The organism is Mesorhizobium cantuariense, assembly GCF_042647205.1.
Lineage (GTDB): Bacteria > Pseudomonadota > Alphaproteobacteria > Rhizobiales > Rhizobiaceae > Mesorhizobium > Mesorhizobium cantuariense.
Window position 1 is genome coordinate 6,663,856 of the sequence record NZ_JBHRVD010000001.1, and the last position, 23,041, is coordinate 6,686,896.

At 63.7% G+C, this 23,041-nt stretch carries 22 protein-coding genes; 13 read left to right on the forward strand and 9 right to left on the reverse strand.

Translation table 11 applies throughout. The features are described from left to right. Positions 1–7 precede the first annotated feature (7 nt). Positions 8–649, reverse strand: a complete 642-nt coding sequence (locus ACFOJ9_RS32695; RefSeq protein WP_378985345.1) for a LysE family translocator — start codon at positions 647–649, stop codon at positions 8–10. Between the two features lie 121 nt (positions 650–770). Then, positions 771–2,852 carry a putative bifunctional diguanylate cyclase/phosphodiesterase gene (locus ACFOJ9_RS32700; protein ID WP_378985347.1) on the reverse strand — a complete coding sequence of 694 codons (2,082 nt, stop codon included), beginning with the start codon at positions 2,850–2,852 and terminating at the stop codon, positions 771–773. Between the two features lie 292 nt (positions 2,853–3,144). Between ACFOJ9_RS32700 and ACFOJ9_RS32705 the strand changes: the two genes are divergently transcribed. The 3 genes from ACFOJ9_RS32705 to ACFOJ9_RS32715 all read left to right on the forward strand — a co-directional run bounded on the left by ACFOJ9_RS32705 (position 3,145) and on the right by ACFOJ9_RS32715 (position 5,660). Continuing rightward, complete coding sequence (locus ACFOJ9_RS32705) at positions 3,145–4,368, forward strand: argininosuccinate synthase (RefSeq protein WP_378985349.1); 1,224 nt, start codon at positions 3,145–3,147, stop codon at positions 4,366–4,368. A gap of 324 nt (positions 4,369–4,692) precedes the next feature. Next, the gene (locus tag ACFOJ9_RS32710; protein ID WP_378985351.1) at positions 4,693–5,109 is read left to right on the forward strand and encodes a hypothetical protein; all 417 of its coding nucleotides are present in this window, start codon (positions 4,693–4,695) and stop codon (positions 5,107–5,109) included. Positions 5,110–5,180: 71 nt separating this feature from the next. After that, on the forward strand, positions 5,181–5,660 hold the full coding sequence (locus tag ACFOJ9_RS32715) for a hypothetical protein (protein WP_378985353.1): 480 nt from the start codon (positions 5,181–5,183) through the stop codon (positions 5,658–5,660). 70 nt (positions 5,661–5,730) lie between these two features. Here ACFOJ9_RS32715 and ACFOJ9_RS32720 read toward each other — a convergent pair whose 3' ends face one another. Next, positions 5,731–6,528 (reverse strand): lytic murein transglycosylase, encoded by a 798-nt coding sequence (locus ACFOJ9_RS32720; RefSeq protein ID WP_378985355.1) that lies wholly within the window; start codon positions 6,526–6,528, stop codon positions 5,731–5,733. A gap of 143 nt (positions 6,529–6,671) precedes the next feature. Between ACFOJ9_RS32720 and ACFOJ9_RS32725 the strand changes: the two genes are divergently transcribed. The 7 genes from ACFOJ9_RS32725 (at position 6,672) to rpsP (ending at position 13,704) form a co-directional block, all read left to right on the forward strand. Next, a complete protein-coding gene (locus ACFOJ9_RS32725) occupies positions 6,672–7,922 on the forward strand; it encodes a flavin monoamine oxidase family protein (protein WP_378985357.1) in 1,251 nt (416 codons plus the stop codon). Between the two features lie 180 nt (positions 7,923–8,102). Beyond that, on the forward strand, positions 8,103–9,200 hold the full coding sequence (locus tag ACFOJ9_RS32730) for a zinc-binding metallopeptidase family protein (RefSeq protein WP_378985359.1): 1,098 nt from the start codon (positions 8,103–8,105) through the stop codon (positions 9,198–9,200). A 63-nt stretch (positions 9,201–9,263) separates the two neighbouring features. Further along, positions 9,264–9,863: a DUF1236 domain-containing protein gene (locus tag ACFOJ9_RS32735; protein WP_378985361.1), complete on the forward strand. Its 600-nt coding sequence runs from the start codon at positions 9,264–9,266 to the stop codon at positions 9,861–9,863. A 175-nt stretch (positions 9,864–10,038) separates the two neighbouring features. After that, on the forward strand, positions 10,039–11,025 hold the full coding sequence (locus tag ACFOJ9_RS32740; protein ID WP_378985363.1) for a CPBP family intramembrane glutamic endopeptidase: 987 nt from the start codon (positions 10,039–10,041) through the stop codon (positions 11,023–11,025). A 289-nt stretch (positions 11,026–11,314) separates the two neighbouring features. Continuing rightward, positions 11,315–12,928 (forward strand): signal recognition particle protein, encoded by a 1,614-nt coding sequence (gene ffh, locus ACFOJ9_RS32745; RefSeq protein ID WP_378985365.1) that lies wholly within the window; start codon positions 11,315–11,317, stop codon positions 12,926–12,928. A gap of 8 nt (positions 12,929–12,936) precedes the next feature. Next, on the forward strand, positions 12,937–13,263 hold the full coding sequence (locus ACFOJ9_RS32750; protein ID WP_057145213.1) for a chorismate mutase: 327 nt from the start codon (positions 12,937–12,939) through the stop codon (positions 13,261–13,263). 39 nt (positions 13,264–13,302) lie between these two features. Continuing rightward, positions 13,303–13,704 (forward strand): 30S ribosomal protein S16, encoded by a 402-nt coding sequence (gene rpsP, locus ACFOJ9_RS32755; RefSeq protein WP_378985367.1) that lies wholly within the window; start codon positions 13,303–13,305, stop codon positions 13,702–13,704. Between the two features lie 75 nt (positions 13,705–13,779). Here rpsP and ACFOJ9_RS32760 read toward each other — a convergent pair whose 3' ends face one another. Further along, positions 13,780–14,043, reverse strand: coding sequence for a YMGG-like glycine zipper-containing protein (locus tag ACFOJ9_RS32760; RefSeq protein ID WP_378985369.1), 264 nt, complete (start codon positions 14,041–14,043; stop codon positions 13,780–13,782). A 147-nt stretch (positions 14,044–14,190) separates the two neighbouring features. On the opposite strand from ACFOJ9_RS32760, the gene ACFOJ9_RS32765 reads away from it, so the two are divergent. Beyond that, positions 14,191–15,420 (forward strand): NAD(P)/FAD-dependent oxidoreductase, encoded by a 1,230-nt coding sequence (locus ACFOJ9_RS32765; RefSeq protein ID WP_378985371.1) that lies wholly within the window; start codon positions 14,191–14,193, stop codon positions 15,418–15,420. 48 nt (positions 15,421–15,468) lie between these two features. On the opposite strand, the gene ACFOJ9_RS32770 is transcribed toward ACFOJ9_RS32765, so the two are convergent. From ACFOJ9_RS32770 to ACFOJ9_RS32780, 3 genes are all read right to left on the reverse strand, one after another. Next, entirely contained in the window at positions 15,469–15,996 is a 528-nt protein-coding gene (locus tag ACFOJ9_RS32770) for an SRPBCC family protein (RefSeq protein WP_378985373.1), read from the reverse strand. 18 nt (positions 15,997–16,014) lie between these two features. Continuing rightward, positions 16,015–16,425 (reverse strand): DoxX family protein, encoded by a 411-nt coding sequence (locus ACFOJ9_RS32775; RefSeq protein ID WP_378985375.1) that lies wholly within the window; start codon positions 16,423–16,425, stop codon positions 16,015–16,017. 139 nt (positions 16,426–16,564) lie between these two features. Next, the gene (locus ACFOJ9_RS32780) at positions 16,565–17,470 is read right to left on the reverse strand and encodes a bestrophin family protein (protein WP_378985377.1); all 906 of its coding nucleotides are present in this window, start codon (positions 17,468–17,470) and stop codon (positions 16,565–16,567) included. A 181-nt stretch (positions 17,471–17,651) separates the two neighbouring features. Here ACFOJ9_RS32780 and ACFOJ9_RS32785 point away from each other — a divergent pair, with 181 nt between their 5' ends. Continuing rightward, positions 17,652–18,059 carry an ACT domain-containing protein gene (locus ACFOJ9_RS32785; RefSeq protein WP_378985379.1) on the forward strand — a complete coding sequence of 136 codons (408 nt, stop codon included), beginning with the start codon at positions 17,652–17,654 and terminating at the stop codon, positions 18,057–18,059. A 146-nt stretch (positions 18,060–18,205) separates the two neighbouring features. Here the strand turns inward: ACFOJ9_RS32785 and ACFOJ9_RS32790 are convergent, their stop codons facing one another. Continuing rightward, on the reverse strand, positions 18,206–19,240 hold the full coding sequence (locus tag ACFOJ9_RS32790) for an aspartate-semialdehyde dehydrogenase (RefSeq protein WP_027031979.1): 1,035 nt from the start codon (positions 19,238–19,240) through the stop codon (positions 18,206–18,208). A 438-nt stretch (positions 19,241–19,678) separates the two neighbouring features. Between ACFOJ9_RS32790 and ACFOJ9_RS32795 the strand changes: the two genes are divergently transcribed. Next, positions 19,679–21,553: a DEAD/DEAH box helicase gene (locus ACFOJ9_RS32795; RefSeq protein WP_378985381.1), complete on the forward strand. Its 1,875-nt coding sequence runs from the start codon at positions 19,679–19,681 to the stop codon at positions 21,551–21,553. Here the strand turns inward: ACFOJ9_RS32795 and ACFOJ9_RS32800 are convergent. Beyond that, on the reverse strand, positions 21,550–22,962 hold the full coding sequence (locus ACFOJ9_RS32800; protein WP_378985383.1) for a glycosyltransferase: 1,413 nt from the start codon (positions 22,960–22,962) through the stop codon (positions 21,550–21,552). The genes ACFOJ9_RS32795 and ACFOJ9_RS32800 overlap by 4 nt on opposite strands. Positions 22,963–23,041 lie beyond the last annotated feature (79 nt).

Genomic DNA, 23,041 nt, shown 5'->3' on the forward strand with positions numbered 1-23,041 from the left:
CCTGGACCTATTTCGCCTGGGCCGTCAGGATCTTGAGCGCGAAGGCGGAGAACACGCCGGCGAAGAGATAATCGACCACCCGCGTGACGCGCGGGCTGGCCTTCATCGCCGCCGAGAATTTTTCCGCCGCCAGCACCATCGGCACGGTCACCGGGACCGACAGCACGATGAAAATGAGTCCAAGGAAAAACAGCTTTCCCGGTGCGCTTGGATCATGTGCGGAGACGAATTGCGGCAGGAAGGTCATGAAGAACAGGATGATCTTCGGGTTGAGCAGATTGACGCCGAGCCCCGCCGCCCAGCTGCGCAACAGCGAAATTTCGGGGCCCGTCTTCTTCTCCGGCGAAAAGGCCGACCCCCTGGTGATCGCCTGCCAGGCCAGGAAGACGAGATAACCGGCGCCAAAGATCTTCAGCACGAAGAAGGCCATCGGCGAGGCGACGATCAGCGCCGAGACGCCGACCACCACCAGCGTGGTGTGGATCAGCGTGCCGCACAGCGCGCCGGCCATCGAGGCAAAGCCGGTGGCGCGACCCTGGCTCAGCGTGCGCGAGACGAACAGGGTCATGTCCGGCCCGGGCGTTATCGCCAGGATGACGGTGGCGATGGCGAACTGGATCAGCGTGGCGGTGTCTGGAATGAACGACATGGGCGGCTCCAGGGGATTGGAAGCGCCTATACAGGATGCGCCGCGACGGTGCCAGACGCAGGAGCGATCCGATGGTCGATCCAGCAGGCGAAGGCATCAGCGGGCGGCCGCCCCCCAAATCCTATGCCTGCCTGCTCAGCCGCATCCTGGCGGGTTCCTCAGCGGCGGACCGTTCGTTCGGAACATCGAGGCCTGCTGCACCAATGAGCAGTATCTGATCGATCGGCTTGGGCCGGCCGAGGAAATAGCCTTGCGCCTCATTGCAGCCTTCGACCTGCAGGATGGTGAGCTGGACATGCGTCTCGACGCCTTCGGCGAGCACCGGAATGTCGAGGCTGCGGCCCAGCGTCAGCACTGCCCGGATGATCGCCTTGGCTTGCGGGCTTCGCTCGACATCGGCCATGAACGAGCGGTCGAGCTTGATCTTGTCGAAGGGAAACGAGCGCAGCGTGTCGAGCGACGAATAGCCCGTGCCGAAATCGTCGATCGCGATCGTCACCCCCAGCGCCTTGATCTGGCGCAGGACATGCAGCGTGCGCACCTTGTCGGCGACGATGGTCGATTCGGTCAGCTCGAGTTCCAGGCGTTTCGGTGACAGCCCGGTCTCGACCAGGATCTGGTGGACGAGCTTGGCGAGATCGGCATGGGCGAACTGCACCGGCGACAGATTGACCGCGATCTTGTGGCCATTGTCCCATGAGGCTGCCTGGCGGCATGCGGTCCGCAGCACCCATTCGCCAATCGCCATGATCGAGCCGTTCTCCTCGGCAATCGGAATGAATTCGACCGGCGGGATCATGCCATGCACGGGATGCGTCCAGCGCAGCAACGCCTCGTAGCCGCAAGTGGCGCCGGTCGGGACCGAGGTCTGCACCTGATAATGGAGCGAAAGCTCGCCGCGCTCGATCGCCTGCCGAAGGTCGGTGGCCAGCGCGCGGCGCGCCCGCGCCGTCTCGTCCATGGCGGATTCGTAGAAGCAGACGGCGCGAGTCACGTCGTTCTTTGCCCGGTACATGGCAAGGTCGGCATTGCTGACCAGCCGCTCCCGATCGGCCCCGTCGCGCGGATAGACGGCGACGCCGATGCTGGCGCCCGCGGCGATTTCGAAATCGTCGAGCCGCAACGGCTCGAACAGGGATTTCTCCAGCCGCGAGACCAGGCCGAGAAGGTCTTTCTGATCCTTGAAGCGCTTGATCGCGGCGAACTCGTCACCGCCGAGTCGGGCGACGAATTCGCCCTCGCCGGTGAGTTTCGCCAACCTGCGGGCGACGATCTTAAGCGCCTGGTCGCCGGCTGCATGCCCCCTGAGGTCGTTGATCTCCTTGAAGCGGTCGAGATCGATGACGATGACCGCCGTCATCGTTTCCTCGCCCTCGCGCGCCCGGTCGATCTCATGGTCGAGGCGGTCGTTGAAGGAGACCCGGTTGGGAAGACCGGTAAGGGCGTCGTTGAGGGCAAGATGCTGAAGCCGCTCGAAGCTTTCCAGGCGGCCGCGTTCGTCGATCAGGTAGCTGGCAAAGCCGGTGGCCGCGACGATCAGGCCGACAATGGCGACGGCGACTGCCATCGCCACCAGAATATCGGGATTGGTGCCTGTGGTGATGAAGGACAGCGGCGTCACGGCCACCGCCGCCATCGCCGTGAAATGCAGGCCGACGATCGCCAGCACCAGCAGCCCGATGGCGAGATCGTGCGACCGGCGGTATGGCCGGCGCACGGCATGGCCGACAGCCACGGCGGAAAACGCCGCCGAAATCACCAGCGAGGCGGCGACATAGGAGCCGTCCCATTCGACGATGCCGGCAACGTGATAGGCCATCATGCCGGTATAGTGCATGGCCGATATCGCCAGCCCGACGACGCATCCGCCCCACTCCGGGGCCAGACGCTTGTCGGAGGCAAGGGTGAAGCCCGCCCCGGTGCCCGCGATGGCGATGACCAGGGACACCATGGTCAGGACCGGATCGAAGGTGATCGGCGCGCCGGGCTGATAGGCCAGCATGGCGATGAAGTGCGTGCACCAGATCGACGAGCCTGCGGCGACCGCGGTCAGGAACAGCCAGCCCCGCATCTGCACGCCGGCAGTTTTCCTGGCACGGTCGAAGAGGCCGATCGTCACCCAGCAGCCGGTGACGCACATCAGCGCCGCCAGCAGGACGAGCCACAGATTATGCTCCGTGGCGATACATGATATAACGCGCATCAGGAATGGCCCAAGCCCGAGGGTGCCCACGACGAGGCAGGCAAGGCCGTCTCGGCACTTCGCCAACACAGCTTGTCGTCATATTGGCGACGGAGCGTGAAAACTTGATTAAATCCCTCCAGCAAATGCAGCCCTTGATTGCAGCAGGTTGTTTTCCCTGCCCACCCCTCGCCATGGACTGGACCAGAAGCCATGTACGCGCGTGTGCTTGCTCGCTCTGCCGTTCCTGCTAAAAGGCCCTCCGACAATCCGTGACGCCTCGGCTGGGGCGTCCGCCATCGACGGAGTAGAAATGTCCAAGGCCAAAGACGTCAAGAAAGTCGTGCTCGCCTATTCCGGCGGCCTCGACACCTCCATCATCCTGAAATGGCTGCAGACCGAACTCGGCGCCGAAGTCGTGACCTTCACCGCCGATCTAGGCCAGGGCGGCGAACTCGAGCCGGCGCGACGCAAGGCCGAGATGATGGGCATCAAGGACATCCGCGTCGTCGATGTGCGCGAGGAATTCGTCTCCGACTTCGTCTTCCCGATGTTCCGCGCCAACACCGTCTATGAAGGCACTTATCTGCTCGGCACCTCGATCGCGCGGCCGCTGATCTCCAAGCATCTGGTAGAGATCGCCAGGGAAACGGGCGCCGACGCGATTGCGCATGGCGCCACCGGCAAGGGTAACGACCAGGTTCGTTTCGAGCTTTCCGCCTATGCGCTGAACCCCGACATCAAGGTCATCGCGCCGTGGCGCGACTGGTCGTTCAAGTCGCGCACCGACCTGATCAATTTCGCCGAACAGCACCAGATCCCGGTGCCGAAGGACAAGAAGGGCGACGCGCCGTTCTCCGTCGATGCCAACCTGCTGCACTCGTCCTCCGAGGGCAAGGTGCTGGAAGATCCGTGGGTGGAGCCGCCGGAATTTGTCCACCAGCGCACCGTGTCGCCGATGGACGCCCCGGACAAAGTCACCGAGATCGAGATCGAGTTCCTCAAGGGCGATCCGATCGCGCTCAATGGCAAGAAGCTGTCGCCAGCAACGATGCTGGCGGCGCTCAACGATCTCGGCCGCGACAATGGCATCGGCCGGCTCGACCTGGTCGAGAACCGCTTCGTCGGCATGAAATCGCGCGGCGTCTACGAGACGCCCGGCGGCACCATCCTGATCGCGGCGCATCGCGCCATCGAATCGATCACGCTCGACCGCGGTGCCGCCCACCTCAAGGACGAGTTCATGCCGCGCTATGCCGAGCTGATCTACAACGGCTTCTGGTTCGCGCCCGAGCGGCTGATGCTGCAGGCGATGATCGACAAGAGCCAGGAAGACGTCGAGGGCACGGTGCGCCTCAAGCTCTACAAGGGCAACGTCATGGTCACCGGCCGCAAGTCGAAGAAGACGCTCTATTCCGACGCACTGGTCACCTTCGAGGACGATCGCGGCGCCTACGACCAGAAGGACGCCGCCGGCTTCATCCGGCTCAACGCGCTGAGGCTGCGCACGCTGGCCGCGCGCAACCGCAAGGGCTGACAACTGTACCGACCACGGTAAAGTTGAATCAACCAGGAAGCCCGGCGAAGGCGCCGGGTTTCTATTCGATTTTTCTAATATAAAGAAAAACAAACGACCTCCGAGAGGTTCCTGTTTGACCTTTCGCCCGCCTCATCTTAGGTCTCTTGCGGGATGGTGGGGTTTTGACAGTGAAAAATCGTATTCTTCTTCTGTTCAGCGTGATCTTCGTTTCGACGGTGGTTTGCCAGCCCTCGGAGGCAAGCGCGAAACGCGAGCCGAAGACCGATCTGAGCGGCTGCGTCACCGGCGTCCACGCATGGGGCATCACGCTCAAGCATGATATTGGGCGTCTCGCTGGAACGTATGCCGGCCCTGTTCTGCCAGCGCCTTGCCGAAGGGGTGCGCAGCGGGCGGATCAGCTATTCCGACATAAACAACTTGCAACTCGACCAACCCACGGAAATCTGGATGGTCATCAAGGGCAAGTCAAAGGCGCCTCCGCAACCCCCGGCGCCGCGGAACTCCAAGTTCCGCACCTGCAAGAGTTTTGACGGCCCCTTCCAGATTCCCGCTTCCCAGAAATGCCCGTTGAGCGGCTACGCGCAAGGTTCCGGAGTCCCGATGGTCATCGAGGGCAGGCCAAGGGCGGCTACCCCGGCGCCGCGAAACTCCAAGTTCCGTACCTGCAAAGGTTTTGACGGCACCTTCCAGGTTCCCGCTGCCCAGAAATGCCCGCTGAGCGGCTACGCGCACTATTGAGAGTGATGTGCCCATGCGCTCGGCCACTCCTGGCAACCGGCTTCCTGACCGCGTTGGCTGTCCTGGCGAGCTTGGCTGTCGCCAAGGCCGACGACTATGACCCCGCCACCCTCGACCTTGTCGCGCTGATCGAATGCCGGGCTGACGTTCCGGCCTACAACGACTTTGCCCTTTGGCTGTCCAGCGCACCAGGTGCCGTTGAAACGCTTGGCTGGAAGGAGGTTGCCTCAGGCAATCCGTTTCTCAGCCAATACGAACTACCGGCCAAAATTCGCGTGTTCAACCGCGAGACAGGATCAATCGTCTTCACCGCAGCCGGGCCGATGGCCGTGCTCGATGGCATTGCCGCGACAGACCTTGCCAAGGAGCTCGATGTCGTCGCCGTTTTTTCGACGCCGCAAAAATTCCTTGGCGAGAAGGTCATTGTCCAAAGCACCGAAGAGTCAGAGGGATTGACCTTCTCCACGGGCATCAAGCTCAACGTCTCGACCGTCGAGTCACACCCGGGCAAGACGCTGGCGGGCTGCTCCTACACGCTCGAAATTGACTGAAAAACCCGGCGTCACGCCGGGTTTTCAATCAAGCCAAATGGCTGGGCTCTGTCCAATAAGGACGATCCCGTCAGTTGCCGTCGATCGCCGTGGCAATGCGGGCGATGGCCTGCTGATAGACGCTCGCGGAATTCCAGCCGGCAATTGCGCCCATATTCGCACTCGCGCTCGCACCGGCACGCCAGCCATGACCCTTGAGGAAGTTGGCGGTGGAAGCCAGCGCAGTGCCCTTGTCGCGCAGGTTTCCGCCGCCGACGCCATACTTCAAGACATTTCCGGGCAGGAACTGCGTGTGGCCGATCTCGCCATGCGCAGCGCCGACCGATGAGGCTGTCAACGCCCCGCGGTCGACCAGCTTCAGGGCCGCAATGGCATGCGGGTAAAAGAAACCCGGGCGGCGGCAATCATAGGCAAGCGTCAAAATGGCAGAGACCGTATTCTGGTTGCCCATGGCGGAACCGAAGCCGGTTTCCATACCCCAGATGGCGAGCAACACACCCGGCGACACGCCGTAGTTCGCTTCGATCTTGGAAAACAGTGCCGCGTTCGACTTCTTCAGCGAACGGCCCTTGGAAATGATCGCTGCCCCGCCACGGCGCTTCATGAAATCATCCACCGAGCCGCTGAAAGCCTTGTGAATGCCGCGGTCGACGGAGATCGTCTTTGTTGCGTAGCTTGCGCCGGCCAGAGCGGCCAGACCCTTGGGGCCTACACCTTCGGACTTGGCCTCGGCGGCAAACTCCGGCTTCCAAGCCTCGAATCCGGCGCCGGTCTTGCCGCAGCTGGCCGCCGCCTGCGCGCCCGTCGCCAGCGCAAGCACCGCCACCACGGCCGATGCAAACATCTTTCCCTTGGCAAGTAATGCCATGCTTTTCTCTCCTGATTTGCCTGAATCACGTCCCGGTTGCGAATTTGCCAGTGAAACGCGCAATTGTCACCGTCCCCCGGCGCTACGCTGGCCAATGAAGGGGAATTTGCCTACGATCAAGTGATTATTGTGGCGGGGACGCAATGAAAGACGTTGATGTCGTGATCATCGGCGCTGGTTCGGCGGGTCTTGCCGCCGCCAGGACCCTGCAGGCAGCGGGCCTCTCCTTCACGCTGCTCGAAGCGATGGACCGCATCGGCGGCCGCGCCTGGACCAGCGACCAGCATTTCGGCGTGCCTTTCGACATCGGCTGCGCCTGGCTGCACGCCGCCGACCGCAACCCCTATTTTCCCGAAGCGCAAGTGGCCGGCTGGGCGCTGCATCATCACGACATGAATGTCGACCACCTCTATTATCGCGAGCGCAAGGCGAGCGAAGCGGAAGAAGCCGAGATGAAGGCGGCCGACGCCCGGCTGTTCGAACTGCTGGCCAGACATGAGGTGAAGGACGGCGACGACGACCGTCTTTCGGCGCTGCTCGCCAAGGGTCACGCGCCACGCGCGGCGGCCACCTTCGCCGGGCCGATGGATTTCGGCGCCGACGAGGACGAGATCTCGATCCGCGACTTTCAGGCCGCGACCGATCTCGACCCCAACTATTTCAGCAAGGAGGGCTTTGGCGCCCTGGTCGCGCGTTTCGGCGCCGGCGTGCCGGTCGAACTGTCGACGCCGGTGCGCAAGATCCTCTGGGACGTGCCGGGCGTCGCCTGCGTCACCGATCGCGGCACCATCCGCGCCAGGGCGGTGATCGTCACCGCTTCACCGGCGGTGCTCGCCTTCGAGGAGATCGCGTTCTCGCCGGCCCTGCCGGACAGGCATTTCGGCTCTTTCTTCGACCTGCCGATGGGCATGCTGACCAAGCTTCCGGTTGAAATATCAGGCACAAGGCTCGGGTTACAGCCCTTCGACGACCTGCTGATCGAACGGATGGCCCGGCATGACATCTATTTCCTGTGCTTCCCCTTCGACCTCGACCTGATGGTCGGTTTCGTCGGCGGCGATTTCGCCTGGGAAATGTCGGCGGCCGGCGAGGCGGCCGGCATCGACTTCGTCGTCGACCGGCTGTGCGGCATCTTCGGCGGTGATACGCGCAAGCATGTCGGACGCGCCATGATGACCAATTGGGGCGGAGAGCGCTTCGTACGCGGTGCCTACGCGGCCGCCCGCCCCGGCCGTTCGCTGGCGCGCGCAGCACTCATGCAGCCGGTGGCCGACAAGATCTTCTTTGCCGGCGAGCATCTGGCCGGCCCTCTGATCCAGACCTGCGGCGGCGCACGGCTGTCGGGCGAAGCGGTGGCAAGACAGGTCGTCGCCCAGCTTGCGGCGAGGACATGATCCCGAACCGAAGGACCGCGCCAACGAAAGTGGAATCCAGTTTTCGCTTTGCGAACCTCCGGTTCTGCAGAGATCATGTTCCAACAAACAGTTCGCGGAAATGTGGAACGCCGCGCGGCCGTTCGCGTTGGGCACGGGCCGCCGTGAACACTATGTCACCTCTGGTGAATTGAGACCGACATGAAACTCTTCGACTGCCCGCAATGCGGCCACCGCCTCTATTTCGAGAACGCCCAGTGCCTGATCTGCAGGAGTCTCGTGCTCTACGATCCCGAGCACGCCTGCTTTGTACTGCCGGGCGTCGACGGCATCATCCAGTGCACCAATGCCGATGAATGCGCCTGCAACTGGATGGCCGAGCCGGGACAGGTCTTTTGCCGCGCCTGCGCGCTGAACCAGCTGATCCCCGATCTTTCCGTCGACGGCAATCGCCGCCGCTGGATCCGTGTCGAAGCGGCGAAGAAGCGCGCCATCTATTCGTTGCTCGCCTATGGCCTGCCGGTGGCGCCCAAGCAGAGCCCTGCCGACGAGGTCGGACTGGCCTTCGACTTCCTCGCCGACCCGATCGGCGGCGGTCCCGGCGGCGAGCGCATCCTAACCGGCCACGACAATGGTTTGATCACGCTCAACGTCGCCGAGGCCGACTCGGCCGAGCGCGAAAAACGGCGCGTCGAGATGGGCGAGAACTATCGCACCTTGCTCGGCCATTTCCGCCATGAGCTCGGCCATTATTACTGGGGCCGCCTGATCCGCGACGATCCGCGGAGGATTGTCGCTTTCCGCGCGTTGTTCGGCGACGATCGCGCCGACTACGAACAAGCGTTGAAGACCTATTATGCCAATGGCGCTGCGCCCGACTGGCAGCAAGGCCACATTTCGACCTATGCCACCTCGCATCCGTGGGAGGACTGGGCGGAGACCTGGGCCCACCATCTGCACATCACCGACACGCTGGAAATGGTCCACGCGCTGAACTTTCCGCTCGGCCGGCTGGAGACAGTGGAAGCCAACGACTTGCCGCGGGGCGATACCGGCGGCGGGCTGCAGGCCGCACCTTCGGAGCCGGCACCCACGCCCGAGCCGTTCGAAAAGATCCTTGCCCGCTGGCTGGTGCTGTCTGAAGCCTCCAATTCGATCAACCGCTGCATGGGCCTGCCCGACCTGTACCCGTTCGTCATTTCGGACGTCACGGCGCGGAAACTGGCCTTCGTTCACGAACTTCTGACCGATTTGCCGAAAGAAAAGGGAACAAATCGTGAGTTGGCGCAGGCGTTTTAGCGGGAACGCATGAGCTACTGACCCGTTTTCGCTGGCGAGGGACCATGAAAACGGAGAGAAACCATGAAATCCCTATTGCTTCCCGCGGTCGCCGGAATGCTGACCGTGATGTCGGGCGCCGCGTTTGCCGACACCGCCGTTTCTGCCGTCACCGATCTCAACGTCCGAGCCGGGCCAGGTCCGCAATATCCTGTCATCGGCGTGCTTGCCGCCGGCCAGTCGGCGACGCTCAATGGCTGCATCGAAAACAGCAAATGGTGCACCATCGCCGAGGCCGGCGGCCAGGGCTGGGTCTATTCCGATTATGTGACGGCTGATTTCGGCGGCAGCCGCGTGGTGCTGACGCAACGGCGGTCCAGCGTTGCTGTCGTTTCGCCGCCGGACGACATCGGCAACTACTCGACCGATTATACCGGCGCGATCATAGCCGGCGATCCGATCGAGGACGATTTCCCTCGGCCTCCGGCTGAGGTCAGAGCCTATGTCGACACGCATCGCCTGGACCCCGTCTATCTCGACGGCGAGGTGGTGACCGGTGCGACCTTGCCCGACACCGTCGAGCTGCGCGAAATTCCGGACTACAACTATCGCTATGTCTATGTGAACGGCCAGCCGGCGCTGATCGATCCGCAGACGCGGCGCATCATGTACGTCGTGCGCTGATGACATGAACTAGCACAGGCGGTCCGCGCGACAGCAGCGGCCGCCTGGTGACCAGGCAGGCGGTCCTGCAACGTGGCGCGTCTGGGCGTACGGCGGCGGCCCGCGCATGAATCCTTCATGAATCCTTTGCGAAATCGATTCCGATTTTCCGAGCCATCGGCTAGATCAACAGGCGATGAATTTCGGCAAAGGCCCCAGCGTGACGATCGATCCGACCGCTTTCGAACGCTATAGGCGCTCGCCGAACGCCAGGACGACCTTGCTGCGCCTGTTCCTGGGAATGGCGATCGTCATTCTGTTGTGGGGTGCAACGACCGCGGCCGTGCTGTTCGGTGGCACCTATCTTTTCTTCACCTGGCAGGCACCAGCGGCTCCGCCGCCCGACGGGGTAATGCAGGGCTTCCTCGCCTCGCCCGTGGGTATCCTCACCGCGCTCGTCTCTTTCGCCGGCATCTGGATCGGCCTGTGGATCGCCATGCGCTGGGTGCATGGCGAGAAGCTGTCGGCGCTGCTCGGCAACAGCCGTCGTATTTCATGGTCGGGCTTCCTCAAGGGGCTGATTGCGGTGCTGATCACATCGCTCATATCCGAGATCCTGCTCTATCTGCTGCAGCCCGAGATCGCGCGTGGCCCGATCAGCGTGTCGTCCTGGCTGCTGTTTCTGATCCCGATTGCCGTGCTCACCTTGCTGCAGACATCGTCGGAAGAGATGCTGTTTCGCGGCTATCTGCTGCGCGGCCTGGCCAACCGGTTCAGGAGCCCGTTCATCTGGGCGCTGCTGCCGGCCCTGCTGTTCACCTCGCTGCACTGGAGTGCAAGCGCGTCACCCGCCATCAACGCCTGCGTGCTGGCCTCGATCGCCGCTTTCGCGCTGCTGCTGACGCTTGTCGTCTACGCAACCGGCAATCTCGGCGCCGCGCTGGGTGCTCATCTCAGCAACAACCTGACCGGCTTCCTGCTGATCTCGCATCAGGAAAGCTACAATTCCTTCGCTTTGTTCAACGCCAGGCCGCTCGAAGGGCCTGGCTGGGCGACGTCGGATGCGGTTCTCATCGCCTTCATCGGCATCGCCTGCAGCCTGCTGACGATTGTGCTGCTTCTACATCCGCGTTCGCCGCTCAGGATTGCCGCTGAATTTCCGGACCAGGCGAGCACGGCCTGATTGCAACCCGGAGAACGACGCGATACGGGCTTGTCTTGACTCTGCGGCCGATTTCCTGTCTACACGCCCCGAATTCCGCGACGAGTATCCCTCCGAGCAAGCCGACCAGGACGCCGAAACCTCTTTGAGGTGAAGTGCTGTAAATCGATCCTGGAGGCCAACACCCGGCAGCGCTGAGCGCCCCCGGGTGCTTTTTGGTTTTGGCTTTTGCTCGCCACGAGACTTGGACACTTGGCGCGAACGCATTACTTCTCGGGCACCATCCGGGTGCCTGGGAAAAGGAAAAAGAATGTTTGAATCGCTTCAGGAGCGTCTTGGCTCCATCCTGAACGGCCTCACCGGCCGCGGTGCCCTGTCCGAGGCTGATGTCTCGGCGGCGCTGCGCGAGGTGCGCCGTGCGCTGCTCGAGGCAGACGTGGCGCTGGAAGTGGTGCGCTCGTTCACCGACAAGGTGCGCGAGAAGGCCGTCGGCGCCGCCGTGGTCAAGTCGATCAAGCCCGGCCAGATGGTCGTCAAGATCGTCCATGACGAACTGGTCGAGATGCTCGGCGCCGAGGGCGTCGCCATCGATCTCAATGCCCCGGCCCCGGTCGTCATCATGATGGTCGGCCTGCAGGGTTCCGGCAAGACGACGACATCGGCCAAGATCGCCAAGCGCCTTTCCGAGCGTCAGAACAAGAAGGTTCTGATGGCCTCGCTCGACACGCGGCGCCCCGCCGCGCAGGAGCAGCTCCGCCAGCTCGGCGAACAGGTCAAGGTCGCCACGCTGCCGATCATCGACGGCCAGTCGCCGGTCGACATCGCGCGCCGCGCCGTGCAGGCGGCCAAGCTCGGCGGCCACGACGTCGTCATCCTCGATACCGCCGGCCGCACCCATATCGACGAGCCGCTGATGGTCGAGATGGCCGACATCAAGAAGGTGTCGAACCCGCACGAAATCCTGCTGGTCGCCGATTCGCTGACCGGCCAGGACGCCGTCAACCTGGCCAAGAGCTTCGACGAGCGCGTCGGCATCACCGGCCTGGTGCTGACCCGCATGGACGGCGACGGCCGCGGCGGTGCCGCACTTTCGATGCGCGCCGTCACCGGCAAGCCGATCAAGCTGATCGGCACCGGCGAAAAGATGGACGGGCTGGAGGAATTCCATCCCAAGCGCATCGCCGACCGCATCCTCGGCATGGGCGACATTGTCTCGCTCGTCGAAAAGGCTGCAGAAAACATCGACGCCGAACAGGCGGCGGCGATGGCCAGGAAGATGCAGTCGGGCAAGTTCGACCTGAACGACCTCGCCAGCCAGCTTCAGCAGATGTCGAAGATGGGCGGCATGGGTGGCATCATGGGCATGATGCCCGGCATGGGCAAGATGAAGGACCAGATGGCCGCCGCCGGTCTCGACGACAAGATGTTCGGCCGCCAGCTCGCCATCATCTCGTCGATGACCAAGGCCGAGCGCGCCAATCCGGACGTGCTGAAGCATTCGCGCAAGAAGCGCATCGCCGCCGGTTCAGGCACCGACGCGGCCGAAATCAACAAGCTGCTCAAGATGCACCGCGGCATGGCCGACATGATGAAGGCGATGGGCGGCAAGGGCAAAGGCGGCGGCCTGATGCGCGGCATGATGGGCGGTCTCGCCAACAAGATGGGCCTCGGCGGCATGATGCCCGGCATGGGCGGCCCCGGGGGCATGGGTGGTGGCATCATGGGCGGCGGCATGCCTGACCTGTCGAAGATGGACCCCAAGCAGCTCGAGGCCTTGCAGAAGCAGGCACAGGCAGCCGGCCTCGGCGGCGGCATGAAAGGCCTGCCTGGTGGCGGTGGCCTGCCCGGTCTGCCCGGCGGCATGAAACTCCCCGGTCTGCCCGGAATGGGCGGCGGGCTGCCTGGTCTTGGCAAGAAGAAGTGAGGACACGGATGAACGAAGAAAAGGACATGGCCGACGCACGCATCATCCTGGCCGACTATCGCGCCTCGATCGACAACATCGACGCAGCCCTCATCCACATGCTGGCCGAGCGCTTCCGCTGCACCAAGGCGGTCGGCGTGCTGAAGGCGACGCATGGCCTGCCGCCGGCCGACCCGGCACGCGAGCAGCAGCAGATCGCACGCCTTCGCCAGCTGGCGAAGGATGCCCATCTCGACCCGGATTTCGCGGAAAAGTTCCTCAACTTCGTCGTCCGCGAAGTGATCCGCCACCACGAACAGATCGCCGCTTCCAACGGTGTGACGAAAACCAACTGAAACCCAATCAACGAACTTAGACTTTTTAGGAGAAAAGAAATGCCCTTGAAGATCCGACTGGCCCGCGCGGGCTCGAAGAAGCGTCCTTACTACCACGTCGTCATCGCCGACGCCCGTTCGCCGCGTGACGGCCGGTTCATCGAGTCGATCGGCTCGTGGAACCCGCTGCTGCCGAAGGACGGCGAACGCGTCAAGGTCGACGCCGACCGCGTCAAGCATTGGCTGTCGCACGGCGCCCAGCCGACCGACCGCGTGCTGCGCTTCCTCGACGAGGCCGGCCTCGTCAAGCGCGACGCCCGCTCCAACCCGAAGAAGGCCGAGCCGGGCAAGAAGGCACAGGAACGCGGTGCTCTTTTGAAGAAGGCGCAGGAAGACGCCGCTGCCGCTGCTGCCGCCGCCGCAGCAGCGCCGGCCGAGGCGGAAGCCGCCACCGCCGAATAAATATTACTACTCGCATCCAGCAAAACGGCGGGCCCCAGGCCCGCCGTTTTCTATGATCTTTCGAACGCGGCCCGATCAATAGCCGCGCGGGCAGCGGTCGATATAGACGCGGCCATGACGATCGCGGTAGCGGCACTCGCCACGCTCGTTCGCCCGGCCGATCAACGCACCGGCGACAGCACCGACAGCGCCACCGACAACAGCGCCTTCAACCGGATCACCGGCGACAGCAGCGCCGACCGCCGCCCCGCCCAGCCCGCCGATCGCGGCACCCCGTTCGGTTTGTGAGCAGGCGGCAAGTGGCACCAGCAGGGCCATCAAAAGCATCGTTTTCTTCATTGTCGTTCCTCTCCGGCTAGGAAATGCCTCCGCCGCCAAGCGAATCTCTAACTCCCAACTCGGCGATTTGATCCCGAAGACAAGCTCGCCATCCGGATCGAAATCTCGTATACTCGTATACGAGATTCGCTGGAGCATATGAATTCCATGGCAAAAACATCTCGCCCAAACCGGGCACACTTACCGACCGAAGCGATCGTCATCGGCGGCGGAATTGCCGGATGCACCCTTGCCTATGAGCTGGCATCCAACGGCATCAAGACGATCGTCCTCGAGCAGAACGTGATTGCGGCGGAGTCTTCGGGACGCAACACCGGCACCCTGCTCAGCGGTCCTCAATCCGAGGTCGTCCAGATGTTGGATGCCTGCGTCTCGATCTACGAAGAACTGGCTGACGGTCCCGTTCCCTTTGAATTCGAAAGAATCGGGCATCTCTTGATCGCCGAGGATGACGAGACCTTGGAGAAAGCCAAGGTCACGGCGCGCCGCTATCGGGAGGCCGGCGTTGGAATGGAATTGGTCACCGGGGCCGATTTGGCCAACGACCATCCGGCCTTGGGATTCAACGTTGCCGGCGGCTATTTCGTCGAGCGGGCATGGACCCTGGAACCAATGGGAGCCACCCACGCCTTCGCCCACGCTGCGCGTCAGGCGGGTGCTGTGTTTCAGACCGGCACGCGTGTCGCCCAGATCCACACGCGCAACGGAAAGGTCGAGGGTGTGTTGACGGATCAAGGCATTTTGGCCTCGGACATGGTGTTCATCGCCAACGGGCTTTGGGCCAATGACGTCCTGCGCCGAACCGTTGGCGACGATCCGCTGCCGAGCCTTCCCCTGTCGGCGGGCCGCGGATGGCTTGTCCAGCTCGGTGCCCTCGGATTCCGGATTCCGTGGATCGTCGAAGAGTTCACCTGGCCCGATCAGGAAGAGCTTGGGAAGCGCATGTCGCTACGCGGTCTGGAAGATCTTGCCCGCCAGCGTGACGACCAGATCGCGGTTGAGGCCATCTGCCTCAACCCGATGCAAGGCGGCGACGCACGCCTTGGCGCCACCGTCCAGCCGGCGTTCCGGGACCTGGTCCGCAACACCGACATAGCGAGCCGGATGGCGGCGCGAACGCTGCGCATGATCCGGGGCCTCGAGGGTCCCACCATCAGGAACGTCTATCCGGGCAATCGGCCGATGCTGCCCGACGGATTGCCGGTAGCCGGGCCAACGCGCATCGAAGGGCTTTTCGTACATGGCGGGATGGGATCGATAGGCATGCACGCGGCTCCCGCCACGGCGCGCTGGCTGGTCGATGCCGTGCTGAACAATAACGGCCAGATCACCAGGCCGTGGCTGAGCTCAAACCGCTTTGCCGGATGGGACAGTTGATACCGCCCCTTCCGTTGGAGCGACAAATTCCGACAGGACTCATGCACGTCACTTTTCGCCGAGGCGCTTCAGATTGGCGAGGCCGACCTCGAAATCCTTGCCGATCAACGTGTCGAAGTTCATGAACAGGCCCATCAGCTTGGCGATGAAGGGCCGGCTGCCGCGCATCGCCCAGGTGACGGCGGTGCTCTCACCCGAAGGCGTCAAGGTGAAGTCGACACTGTTGTTGGCCCTGAACGGCTTCTCGAAATCGAGCTTCAGCGACACCAGCGAGGACGGCACCGAATTGACGATCTCCATGCGTCCCTTGCCGGCCTTGCCGTTGCCTTCCCACGCATAGGCCGCGCCCTTGCCCCGCTCAGCGCCGGAGAGCGTGCGCTTCATCTGCGGGTCGAGCTTTTCGTAAGGCGACCATGTCGGCCAACGGCTGAAATCATTGATCAGCGGGAAGATCGCTTCCGGCGGAGCCTTGATCGTGGCCGAGCGGGTGACGACGAAATCGTTCGGCCGCGTCGCGGCATAGAGGAGCACGGCGGCGATGAAGACGAGCAGGATGATGAGGATGGTGCTGAACATTTTTCTCTCCTTCCTGGTCTATCGGCTGAACGGGATCAGCGCGCGCACGCGTGGGTCGCGCAGATACAGACCACCCCACAGGATGATGCCGAGATAGACGCCGAACAGCGTGTGCGAGAACAGCGGATTGTCGACACGGACATTGGTGGCGATGGCGCCGCCCATATAGGCGGTGAGCAGGATGGCACCGAGCACCGCGGTGCGCGGCAAGGCGTAGAGCGCGGTCGAGATCAGGCCGATGGCGCCAAGCATGCGCGCGACATTCGCATCGGCCGGCCAGCCAAGCGGCACCATCGTCTGGGTGACGACGTCGAGCGGCGGCAGCTTGATGACGCCGTCGAAAATCATGAACAGCACGATGATGCCGCTGAGCGCGCGGCCGGTCCACAGGGCACCCGGCGAGACGGGCGCGGTTTCGGAAATGCTCATGGTGGTCCCTCCTGATGTTTCGAGCCCTTTCACTGGGGTCGAACCAAGGACGCGGCATGAGGCCGCGATCCGACAGGGTGCGGATTCTTTTTGGCGCCGGTGGCGTGCAGCGAAGGGAGAGCTACCCGTGCCCCGAGGCCTACGAAAAATAAAACTTCTCAGCCGGGAGCATTTTCGGCGGCGTTTCGCCCAGCGCCTCGAACACCGAGATTTCGCAGACACGGCAGAGGCCGTCGAGAGCGAGGTCGTTGGCTTCGGTGCCGAACGGGTCCTCGAGTTCTTCCGAAAGCGCATCGAGGCCGAAGAAGGTGTAGGCGATCAGCGCCGTGAACAGTGGCGTCGCCCAGCCGGCGGCGGAGACCAGCCCGAAGGGCAAGAGCAGGCAGAAGACATAGGCGGTGCGCTGCAGAAGCAGCGTATAAGCGAACGGTAGGGGTGTTCCCATGATGCGCTCGCATCCGGCCTGCGCGGCGGCGATTTCCGACAGACGCTCGTCGAGGATGCGGTAGCCGATCGCATCAATCGCGCCGGACTTGCGCAGCGCGGCGATGCGGCGGCCCATGCCGCGCACCATCGCGTCGGGTGCGTTGGCTGCCTTGGCTACGATCTCGGTCTCGTCACCGATGAAAGCCCGGGCTTGCGGCGCCGCGTCGACCCGTCTGAGTAGCCCGCGCAGAAAGTGGCAGAAGGCGATCGCTTCCATCAGCAGGCCACGCAATTCCGTCCGGTCGTCGACCAGCCCGACGGAGGCGCGCGCCAGGTTGCGGATGTCGAAGACGAGCTGGCCCCACAGTTTGCGCGCCTCCCACCAGCGGTCGTAGGCGGCGTTGTTGCGGAAGCCGAGATAGATCGACAGCGCTACGCCGAGCAGCGCGAAGGGTGCTGTGCCGGCATCGCCGAAGTCGAGCTTCAGCGCCCGCACAATCACCACCACCAGCGCGCCATAAGCGGCAAAGCCAAAGATCTGCGGTAGGATGCGCGGCACCACCGAGCCGCGCATGATGAAGAACAGGTGCAGAAGGCGTGGGCGCGGGCGGACGATCATCAAAAGCCTTTCGCGGACCGGTGCCGGTCCTCAGCTCCTTTATTGTGCGATGCGACAGCTCTGCAAGCCCAGCCGTCAGCGACATCGCCATGTCGTCCTTGCAGACTATCGGCACCCGACGGGCGCGGATATTGAGGAGTTGCGGGCTGCGGCCCACCACATCAGTCGAGAGAAGAGAAAAATGGCTGGCGAGACCGATCTGAAGACACTGCTGGCATCGATGACGCCGGAACTGCTGGCCGGCACCTATGTCTTCGCCACGCTGGCGCCTGGCGTCGCTCAGCCGGAAGGCCTCGAGCCGGTGATGGTGTTTCGCGAGCGCGAGGGAACGACGCTGATCGTAACCGAGGAGAAGGCCGGCGCAGCGGCACTGATCGCTTCGTTCCGCTGCCGGATGGTCACGCTGAACATCCATTCGTCGCTGGAAGCCGTCGGCTTCCTCGCCGCCATCACCACGCGCCTCGCCGCCGCCGGCATGGGCGTCAATCCGGTCTCGGCCTTCTACCACGACCATCTGTTCGTGCCCGCCGACCGGGCGGAGGAAGCGCTGGAGCTGCTGATGGAGTTGGCCGAGGAGAACAGAGTGTAGCGCATCGGCGAAGCTGCCAATCTCCCCCCTCGTGGGGGAGATTGGCTACCGGCCGAAGGCCGAGCCCGCGACTGCGGGCCGCCGGTCGTCCGGCGCCCCCGCGGAGGGCCCGCCGCGGCAGCGGCGATACGGCCCGTGAGCGAAAATCAGGCCGCCTTCTTCTTCGGCTGGATCAGGCCGCGCTCGACCAGCAACTCGGCGATCTGCACTGCGTTGAGAGCGGCGCCCTTGCGCAGATTGTCGGAGACAATCCACATCGACAGGCCATTGTCGATGGTCGAATCCTCGCGGATGCGCGAGATGAAGGTGGCGTCTTCGCCGGCCGATTCCAGCGGCGTGATGTAGCCGCCGTCCTCGCGCTTGTCCAGGACCTGGCAGCCCGGCGCCTCGCGCAGGATATCGCGCGCCTCATCGGCGGTGATCGGCTTTTCGAACTCGATGTTGACCGCTTCCGAATGGCCGATGAACACCGGCACGCGTACGCAGGTCGCCGTCAGCTTGATCTTGGGATCGAGCATCTTCTTGGTCTCGGCGACCATCTTCCACTCTTCCTTGGTGGAGCCATCATCGAGGAAGACGTCGATATGCGGGATGACGTTGAAGGCGATGCGCTTGGTGAACTTCTTGACCTCGACGCCATCGGCGACGAACACGGCGCGCGTCTGCGTGAACAGCTCGTCCATGCCTTCCTTGCCGGCGCCCGACACCGACTGGTAGGTGGCGACGACGACGCGCTTGATGGTGGCGAAGTCATGCAGTGGCTTCAATGCCACCACCAGCTGCGCCGTCGAGCAGTTCGGATTGGCGATGATGTTCTTGCGCGTGAACAGCGAGATCGCATCCGGGTTCACTTCCGGCACGATCAGCGGCACGTCCTGGTCGTAGCGGAAGGCCGACGAATTATCGATGACGACGCAGCCCTGCTTGCCGATCTTCGGCGACCATTCCTTGGAGACGTTGCCGCCGGCCGACATGATGCAGATGTCGGTGTCGGAAAAATCATACTGGTCGAGCGTCTTGACCTTCAGCGTGCGGTCGCCGAACGACACTTCGGTGCCCTGGCTGCGCCGCGAGGCCAGCGCCACGACTTCGCTCACCGGAAAGCCGCGCTCTTCCAGTATGTTGAGCATTTCCCGGCCCACATTGCCCGTGGCGCCGACGACTGCAACCTTGAAACTCATCGAAAAATCTCCTGTCCCTCTCCGCTTGGTTTTTGGAGAAACCCGCTGGCCGATGCGGGTTCCGTCCCCCGGGCCGAACCCGGGAGAGGGTGGTTAGGCCAAGGGAATCACACCGTTTTGGTGGTGGTTTTGGCCATAGTTTTGCTGGAACGGGGAGACGCGCCGACGCGCCCGGCCCAATGATTTGCATTGAGGCTGGGGGCATCGAATGCAAGAAGAGCCATCAAAAGGCCGCGCATCGAAAAACGATCCCGTTCGGGGCGGGCTTTTACGCGGTTTGCGTCAAGAGTCAATTGCGATGAGCGTCCCGTTGCCCTGTACAATGGCGGCGGCACGAAGTACGAACGGCATGACCATCCGGCTCATGGAGCGTCCCGACGCCCGCCGAAGACAGGCCCATTGCTGGGCATATAAGAATCCGAATTCCGAAAGAGTAAGATGTCCAACTTCGATGCACTCGTTCCCGCGCTGGCAAAGGCGCTGGAAAAACGCGGCTATTCCGAACTGACGCCCGTACAGAAGGCGGTTGTGGCGCCCGAACTCGGTGAAGCCGATGCACTGGTTTCAGCGCAGACCGGCTCCGGCAAGACGGTGGCCTTCGGCCTCGCTTTGGCGCCAACCCTGCTCGAAGGCGCGGAGCGCTTTGGCCACGCCGCGGCGCCGCTGGCGCTGGCGGTGGCGCCGACGCGCGAACTGGCGTTGCAGGTGACGCGCGAGCTGGAGTGGCTCTACGAGCTGACCGGCGCCACCGTGGCGTCCTGCGTCGGCGGCATGGACATGCGCTCAGAGCGGCGTGTGCTGGAGCGCGGCGCCCATATCGTCGTCGGCACGCCCGGCCGGCTGCGCGACCACATTACCCGGCGCTCGCTCGACATGTCGGCGCTCAAGGCAGTGGTGCTCGACGAGGCCGACGAGATGCTCGATCTCGGCTTTCGCGAGGACCTCGAATTCATCCTCGACGCAGCGCCCTCCGAGCGCCGCACGCTGATGTTTTCGGCCACCGTGCCGCGCTCGATCGCAACGCTCGCGCAGGGTTACCAGCGCAATGCCGTGCGCATTTCGGCCGCCGGCGAGGAGAAGCAGCATCTCGACATCGAATACCGGGCGCTGAGTGTCGCCCAGCCCGACCGGGAAAACGCCATCATCAACGTACTGCGCTATTACGAGGCGAAGAACGCGCTGGTGTTCTGCAACACGCGTGCCGCCGTCAATCATCTGACCGCGCGCTTCAACAACCGCAACTTCTCCGTCGTCGCACTCTCCGGCGAACTCAGCCAGAACGAGCGCAGCCATGCCTTGCAGGCGATGCGCGACGGCCGCGCCAAGGTCTGCATTGCCACCGATGTGGCGGCGCGCGGCATCGACCTGCCCAACCTCGAACTGGTCATCCATGCCGACCTGCCGACCAACCCGGAAACGCTGCTGCACCGCAGCGGCCGCACCGGCCGCGCCGGGCGCAAGGGCGTCAGCGCGCTGATCGTGCCCAACAGCGCCCGCAAGCGCACCGAGCGGCTGTTGCAGAACGCCGGCCTGAAGGCGACATGGGCGAGCCCGCCCTCGGCCGACGACGTGATCCGGCGCGACGACGAGCGCATTCTCGCCGATCCGGCTTTCGAGGAACCGGTGAACGAGGACGAGCGCGGTTTCATCGACGCGCTGCTCGCCAAACATGGTGCCGAACAGGTGGCCGCTGCCTTCGTGCGCCAGTGCCGCGCCAGTCGCTCGGCGCCCGAGGACCTCATGGAAATCGCGCCCTTCACGCCGTCGCGTGAAAGACTGGCGGGCGAAAACTTCGCACGTCGCGACGAGGCGCCCAGCCGCCGCGACGATTTCGGCGACAGCGTCTGGTTCTCGCTTTCGATCGGTCGCCGGCAGAATGCCGAGCCGCGCTGGCTGATCCCGATGCTGTGCCGCACCGGCAGCATCTCGAAGCGCGAGATCGGCGCCATCAAGATGCAGCCGGAAGAGACCTTCGTGCAGATCGCCGCCGACTGGGCCGACCGCTTCCTGGCCGCAATCGGTCCCGACCGCAAGCTGCAGGGCAACATCCTGGTGAAGCGGTTGGACGGCCAGCCCGATTTGTCGCGCGCCGGCTATCAGCCGCCAAGCCCCGACAAGAAACCGCATCGCGGCAAGGCGCCGTTCGACCCCAACGCGCCGAAGCGCAAATTCGAAAAGCGTGCACCGGCTTCAGCCGATCAGCGCCCCGCCGCCGCGCATGAGGCAAAGCCGTGGGCGAAAAAGCCGGGCAAGCCGAAATTCGACAGCACCGGCGCGCCCAAACACAAGAAGGCGAAGAAGCGGCCTGCCTAAAGCCGGGACGCGCTTGCCTGCAGGCCTGCCTTGATGGCGGCCCAGCTTACCGCCGCCGGCGTTGGCCGATGTTGCTCTGCGACGATGCGCTCCGCCAGCGAGGATCGCCATGCATGGTCCTGCGCCATCCTGCGGATCGCCGCATACCAGCCTTGCTGGTCTTGCGGATCAATCGCCGGCATCAGGCCGCCGGTCGCCTCTATCAGCGATGGCGCTGTCGAGACGATGACTGGAACGCCGAAATCGAGGCATTCCGAGGCGCCGTAGCCCCAGCCCTCGATATGCGAGGGAAAGACGCCGAAAGAAGCGCGGCGATAGTAGCCTATGAGTTCCTCGTCGCTGACCAGCCCGGTGAACGTGATCGACTGGAGGAGCTCGGGATGCGCCTTCAAATAAGCCCGCAGTGGATCGATCATCCAGCCCCAGCGCCCGGCGCAGACGAGCCTCGGCAGCTTGACGCCCTCGTCAAGCGCCTGCTGCCAGATCCGCGCCAGCAGGATGTGGTTCTTACGCACTTCGATGGTCGAGCAGTAGAGCACGAACGGCTCGTCGGTCTCGATGCGCGAGGTCTTGCCCACTCGGGAAGCGGTCTCGTGCAGGATGGAGGGCATCGGAAAACGATACACAACCGGCGCGGCGACGCCGGCCTTGCGCATATGATCGGTCAGCGTCGCGCCAACCTCGTCGGATGCACAAAATGCCGGCGCGCCGGAGCGCACGAGGTGCTCGAGATAGGACCCGAAGCGGGTCTCGCCAGTACCTGCACCAAGCAGGTCGGGGCGTAGTGTCGGGATAAGATCGTGGCAAAGGAAGGCAAGGTCACCGGCGCCACCCGAGACGGCGGATCGGTCTTCCTGGGTCAGGATGTGATGGCTGATCAGCACAAGGCCACGTTCAGTCTCGGCCGGTTGGCTTGGAACGTCCTGGCGTAAGCCCGACCGGATTCTCGCCCGCTGGTACAGATGATAGGCACGGATAAGCAGCCTCGTCGCCTGATAGGCAATGCCTTTGCGACCATTGGTCACCGTCTTGGCGAGATGGCGGTCGGCGTCGCGCTTGCCCCACGGCTGCTGCCTCACTGCCTCGAACGCCTGCGACAGCGCCGTGCGTCTCCCCGGCCACCTCTTGACATGATGCGGTGAAATCCCGCCCGCCGCGACGTGGTCCTGTTCGTAGGGGGCAAGCGGGCGGAACCGGCCTTCATTGGCTCTGAACGCCACCACCTCCACGCATGGGTCGGGATCCGCCAACGCCGCGTTGATGAGAAAGCTTTCTACCCGGGGGATGCCGGCCAGACCCTCGCCGGGCGGCCAGAACATCAGGCCGGTGGCGTCGATGGCCAGCCGCGGAGGCCTTGTAACCTCTTTGTCCTCTATCGCGACGCTGGTATCGGAACGCTCGGCTGTCATTGTCTGCGTTTGGGTCTGCTTTTGGCGAAAGTGGTTGCACTCGATGCCTTATGCTTCATTTGCCGCGAAGACGGTAGCC

Bases quoted from the DNA above. Each gene is read 5' to 3' on its own strand.
- ACFOJ9_RS32695 (WP_378985345.1), bottom strand. From the start codon at position 649: ATGTCGTTCATTCCAGACACCGCCACGCTGATCCAGTTCGCCATCGCC.
- ACFOJ9_RS32700 (WP_378985347.1), bottom strand. From the start codon at position 2,852: ATGCGCGTTATATCATGTATCGCCACGGAGCATAATCTGTGGCTCGTC.
- ACFOJ9_RS32705 (WP_378985349.1), top strand. From the start codon at position 3,145: ATGTCCAAGGCCAAAGACGTCAAGAAAGTCGTGCTCGCCTATTCCGGC.
- ACFOJ9_RS32720 (WP_378985355.1), bottom strand. From the start codon at position 6,528: ATGGCATTACTTGCCAAGGGAAAGATGTTTGCATCGGCCGTGGTGGCG.
- ACFOJ9_RS32725 (WP_378985357.1), top strand. From the start codon at position 6,672: ATGAAAGACGTTGATGTCGTGATCATCGGCGCTGGTTCGGCGGGTCTT.
- ACFOJ9_RS32730 (WP_378985359.1), top strand. From the start codon at position 8,103: ATGAAACTCTTCGACTGCCCGCAATGCGGCCACCGCCTCTATTTCGAG.
- ACFOJ9_RS32735 (WP_378985361.1), top strand. From the start codon at position 9,264: ATGAAATCCCTATTGCTTCCCGCGGTCGCCGGAATGCTGACCGTGATG.
- ACFOJ9_RS32740 (WP_378985363.1), top strand. From the start codon at position 10,039: ATGAATTTCGGCAAAGGCCCCAGCGTGACGATCGATCCGACCGCTTTC.
- ffh (WP_378985365.1), top strand. From the start codon at position 11,315: ATGTTTGAATCGCTTCAGGAGCGTCTTGGCTCCATCCTGAACGGCCTC.
- ACFOJ9_RS32750 (WP_057145213.1), top strand. From the start codon at position 12,937: ATGAACGAAGAAAAGGACATGGCCGACGCACGCATCATCCTGGCCGAC.
- rpsP (WP_378985367.1), top strand. From the start codon at position 13,303: ATGCCCTTGAAGATCCGACTGGCCCGCGCGGGCTCGAAGAAGCGTCCT.
- ACFOJ9_RS32760 (WP_378985369.1), bottom strand. From the start codon at position 14,043: ATGAAGAAAACGATGCTTTTGATGGCCCTGCTGGTGCCACTTGCCGCC.
- ACFOJ9_RS32765 (WP_378985371.1), top strand. From the start codon at position 14,191: ATGGCAAAAACATCTCGCCCAAACCGGGCACACTTACCGACCGAAGCG.
- ACFOJ9_RS32770 (WP_378985373.1), bottom strand. From the start codon at position 15,996: ATGTTCAGCACCATCCTCATCATCCTGCTCGTCTTCATCGCCGCCGTG.
- ACFOJ9_RS32775 (WP_378985375.1), bottom strand. From the start codon at position 16,425: ATGAGCATTTCCGAAACCGCGCCCGTCTCGCCGGGTGCCCTGTGGACC.
- ACFOJ9_RS32780 (WP_378985377.1), bottom strand. From the start codon at position 17,470: ATGATCGTCCGCCCGCGCCCACGCCTTCTGCACCTGTTCTTCATCATG.
- ACFOJ9_RS32785 (WP_378985379.1), top strand. From the start codon at position 17,652: ATGGCTGGCGAGACCGATCTGAAGACACTGCTGGCATCGATGACGCCG.
- ACFOJ9_RS32790 (WP_027031979.1), bottom strand. From the start codon at position 19,240: ATGAGTTTCAAGGTTGCAGTCGTCGGCGCCACGGGCAATGTGGGCCGG.
- ACFOJ9_RS32795 (WP_378985381.1), top strand. From the start codon at position 19,679: ATGTCCAACTTCGATGCACTCGTTCCCGCGCTGGCAAAGGCGCTGGAA.
- ACFOJ9_RS32800 (WP_378985383.1), bottom strand. From the start codon at position 22,962: ATGACAGCCGAGCGTTCCGATACCAGCGTCGCGATAGAGGACAAAGAG.